General features: G+C 55.0%; 4 protein-coding genes and 1 pseudogene. All 5 read left to right on the top strand.

Annotated features, from left to right (window positions below):
• Positions 1-756 (top strand): annotated as a pseudogene (locus SMC5_RS11265) (sodium/proton-translocating pyrophosphatase); the annotation flags it as partial.
• 125 nt (positions 757-881) lie between these two features.
• Positions 882-1,862 carry an LCP family protein gene (locus tag SMC5_RS04900; protein WP_119119835.1) on the top strand — a complete coding sequence of 327 codons (981 nt, stop codon included), beginning with the start codon at positions 882-884 and terminating at the stop codon, positions 1,860-1,862.
• 58 nt (positions 1,863-1,920) lie between these two features.
• Entirely contained in the window at positions 1,921-2,847 is a 927-nt protein-coding gene (locus SMC5_RS04895; protein WP_165846248.1) for a glycosyltransferase, read from the top strand.
• A complete protein-coding gene (locus SMC5_RS04890; RefSeq protein WP_119119833.1) occupies positions 2,844-3,302 on the top strand; it encodes a DUF4330 family protein in 459 nt (152 codons plus the stop codon). The genes SMC5_RS04895 and SMC5_RS04890 overlap by 4 nt, the downstream gene beginning before the upstream one ends.
• A 13-nt stretch (positions 3,303-3,315) precedes the next feature.
• Positions 3,316-4,098, top strand: a 783-nt coding sequence (locus SMC5_RS04885; RefSeq protein WP_133299164.1) for a hypothetical protein, incomplete at its 3' end; no start/stop codon positions are given.

Raw genomic sequence — 4,098 nt, 5'->3', positions numbered from 1 at the left:
GATGCCTATGGTCCGATTGCCGATAACGCAGGTGGAATTGCCGAACTGACTGGACAACTGCCTATTGTTCGAGAGCGTACGGATCAGCTCGATTCGCTCGGCAACACAACGGCGGCAATGGGGAAGGGTTTTGCAGTTGGCTCCGCCGCCCTGACATCGTTGGCACTGTTCAGCAGTTTCGCGCAAGCCATGAACTTGCCAGTGCTCGACGTTCTTGATCCGCGCGTGGTCGCAGGCATGTTCCTGGGCTCGGTTCTGCCATTCTGGTTCTCGGCTCTTCTCATCGAGGCAGTTGGTTCTACGGCAATGCTTATGGTTGCCGAAGTGCGCAGGCAGTTCCGCGAGATCCCCGGTCTTCTGCAGGGGCTCGCTGCGTCCGATCCAAATGCGTGCATAGCCATCAGCACATGAGGCGCGCTCAAGTACATGGTGCCGCCGGCTCTCGTCGGTATCGCCGCTCCTTTTGTCACGTACTTCCTGCTGGGCAAGGAAGCGGTCGGCGGTCTTCTTCTTGGGGTCACCGTGACCGGCACACTGCTCGGGCTGTATATGGCAAATGCCGGCGGAGCATGGGACAATGCGAAGAAGCTTATCGAGCGATCGCTTGGCGGAAAGGGCAGTCTCGAGCACCAGGCGAGTGTTGTCGGGGATACCGTTGGCGACCCACTGAAGGACACTGCAGGACCTTCACTGAACATCCTCATCAAACTTATATCGGTGGTCTCGCTCAGCTTCCTCCCCCTATTCATGAAATAGGCAGGACCAGTCCACAGAAACCAACGCATTCCTTCAGTGTTTACGTCTTGCGCTGTCGCTCCAAATGTGTACTCTTTGAATATGCAGATGAACGAATCTGGACTCTCAAGTGAAGGAACGTGCCAATGAAAACAGAAACCAAGAAACTGACGGGCTCTTCTCGCTCAACAAAGGTCCGCAAGACGCTTCTCATTGCTGTTATCTCTATTCTGACCATAGTGGTCTGTTTTGCAGGTTACAGTGTCATCTCTCTCTATAGTTCTCTCCGCTCGATCAACCCGAATGCAGGTACCACGGTATCGACTCTCGACCTGCGGGAACGAATCAACATCCTGGTCGTGGGCGTCGACTCACGGGCCACGAACGATCCAGGTCGCGCTGACAGCATCATGCTCATCGGCCTCGATCCAGTCTCCCGCACCATGTCGGTCATATCGATCCCCAGGGATTCCCGTGTCGACATTCCGGGACACGGCTATGACAAGATCAATGCTACGGTAAACCCCGACTACTTTTCCGATGGTGGAATCGACCTTCTCGAGAAAACGGTCGAGGCGATGATTCCCGGCATCAAGATCAATTACTACGCGAAGGCCGATTTCGCCGGGTTTGAGAAGGTCATCGATGCCCTGGGAGGCGTGACCATCAACGTCGAGAAGGCGATGTACTACAAAGCAGTGGATACCCTTATCAACTTGAAGCCAGGAATACAACACATGGATGGCAAGACGGCTCTGGAGTACGCCCGCTTTCGTCATGATGCAATCGGTGACTTCGGCTCCTCGAACGGAGAAGAATTGGGACGCGTTGTTCGTCAGAAGGCTCTTCTCAAGGCTATCGTTGCCCAGACCACCTCACTTCGCAACGTCTGGAAACTCCCCCCCGTCATCCGTGCCGTCGAGAATGCCGTTGTGACCGACCTTCTCCCGAATGACATGCTTCGCATCGCCCTTGCTTTCAAGAATACGACCGACAAGGAAGTAACCACGATCCCGTTCCCTGGAGTGCCAGGGATCGTCGGGGGAACGTCGTACGTTATCCCAGACCTGAATGCCTTGCGATCGAAGATTGCTCCGCTATTCAGTCCGCTCGTTCCGTCCAACTAGGAGCTCCAACGAACGGAATTTCCTCCTGGGATTGGCAACAATTGCGCAACGGTGCTTCATGAGCGTCATTGCCGTCGTCATCACCTTGGACCGCCCCCAAACAGCATCGTGCTGTCTGTCATCGATCCTGCAGGGAACCCAGCGACCCGACCGGGTTGTGGTTGTCGACAATGGCTCCACCATACCATACTCACCTCCTCTCGAATATCAGCAAGATGTCGACGTCGTGCGCCTAGAACACAATAGTGGCCCGGCAGGAGGCGCAGCTGTCGGCCAGCAGAAGGCTCTCGAGCTCAAAGCTGACTGGGTATGGATGGTCGACGACGATGCTGTCGCCGATCCGAACGCCCTGACGCGTCTCATGCAAGGCGTCGAAACGCATGGCATACGGACGTACTTCCGCTCTGTGTGCTACAATATGCCACAACCGGAACTTCCTTTCTTCAACTCGTTCACGTATAGTCGCAGGACCGGAATGCTCAGGCCAGTGCCCCGGGAACGCTATCAGGATCCCGTATTCCCCTTTGACGCCTGTGCCATGGCAGGCCTCTTCGTCCCGTCTTCCTTGCTCCTTGAATCCGGCATCTTCGACGCGTCGCTGTATGGATGGTACGACGACACAGAGTTCACTCTGAGAGCAACGTTGGCGGGGTTCCACGGGTATGCCATCCCTACGAGCCGGTTGCTGCACCCGGCGGCGAACCGCAGACAGTTGCGGGTTCTCGGAAGGTCACTCGCAGTTCTCGTCGATCATCCGGTACGTCTGTACTATGGGACCCGCAACTGCATTCTGACGCAGCGCCGGCTCCTCACGCGAACTCGTTTTCTGGCCTTATTCCTTCCTCTCTTCGCAGTTCGACGTTTCATTTCGATTGTGGTCTTCTACAATAATCGTCGTGCCTTTTTGCACTATTTCGTGAGGGGCGTCTTGGATGGCCTCCACGGCCGGAAAGGCAAACTCACACAAGGGGGTTGTATCACATGAGAAACAAATGGATTGTTGGAATCGTACTTGCGCTCGTCATCATCGCGGGTGTCGTTGCAGCGTATAAACTGACGCGTACGCCCAAGGGTGCGGCGGGTCTCTCAGGGATGCGCATCGAGGCGACGTTCCTGGCTTACGGTACCCGCCCTGAGACCGCCGCCGAAATCAACGTGGGCGGCACCATGTATGATGAAACAGGCACGGCCCTGTTCACCATTACGAAGGTGACCTCGGCGCAAGCAGAAGAAGATTCTTTCGACAGCCAAGGCAGAATCCATATCGTACAGCATCCTATTCTCAAGGATCTTACCATTACCGCACAGTCAATCGCTCCTAAAGAATCATGGGCGTTCATGTCCGGGGCTGACAAGGTCCTGGCAGGCGCAAGCCTTGCCTTGTACGGTGACACGTGGAAGGTGTGGGCAAAAACACTGACAGTTCGCAATCTTCCATAGAAGCAGAAGCAGGATGAGTCTCGACAAAAGGCGATGGGCCGCCCGCATTTTTCTGCTGCTGATCGCATATTATCCACTCCTTAACTGGGCAATACGCAAGGTCCCCTTGTCCCTGGTAGGCGCATGGGAAGACATTATGGTCGTAGCGTTCTTCCTTTTTGCGCTCGTCACGAGTTGGCGCAAAATTGGCCGCCTGTTGGCTTCTCCCGTGACATTGACGGGGCTGCTCTTCTTGGCAGCGTCGTTTGCTAGTTTTGTTTTCAACTCTTATTACGCCGGCGCTTTCGTGCACGAAGCGCGACTTACGTTTGAGCCATTTCTCGTGTTCGTGGCGCTCTGGCTGCTCATCGATTCCCGGCCGGGAGAACTGTTACGAAGCGTTGTGCCACATCTGGTCTTCGTAGCTACCATCGTTGCTGCTATCGGCGTCTATCAATACGTGCGCAAGATACCTGTTCCTGCGAAATGGCTAGACAGCACAGAGAGGACGTCCATCAGTACGCGCGCATATTCGCTTTTTGGAAGCCCCAACGTGCTTGCTGCATACCTTGAGACAATTCTGCCACTCGGAGTCTACCTTTTTCTTGTCCGTTCCGAGTGGTACGAACGTATTGTCATTGCAGGGTGCATTCTTGTGACTGGCAGCGGGTTCCTTTTGACCTTGACACGCGCTTCGTGGTTGTCTGCAGCAGGATCCTTTTTTGTTGGATTGCTTGTGTTGAAGCCAGTTCTCGCTCTTGTATTTGCAATGGTGGGTGCAGCGATCCTTTTTATTGTGCCCACATTCCGCCTTCGC

The sequence above is a fragment of the Candidatus Cryosericum odellii genome (genome assembly GCF_003570935.1).
Taxonomy (GTDB): Bacteria; Caldisericota; Caldisericia; order Cryosericales; family Cryosericaceae; genus Cryosericum; species Cryosericum odellii.
This window is presented reverse-complemented; position numbering and strand designations above follow the sequence as displayed.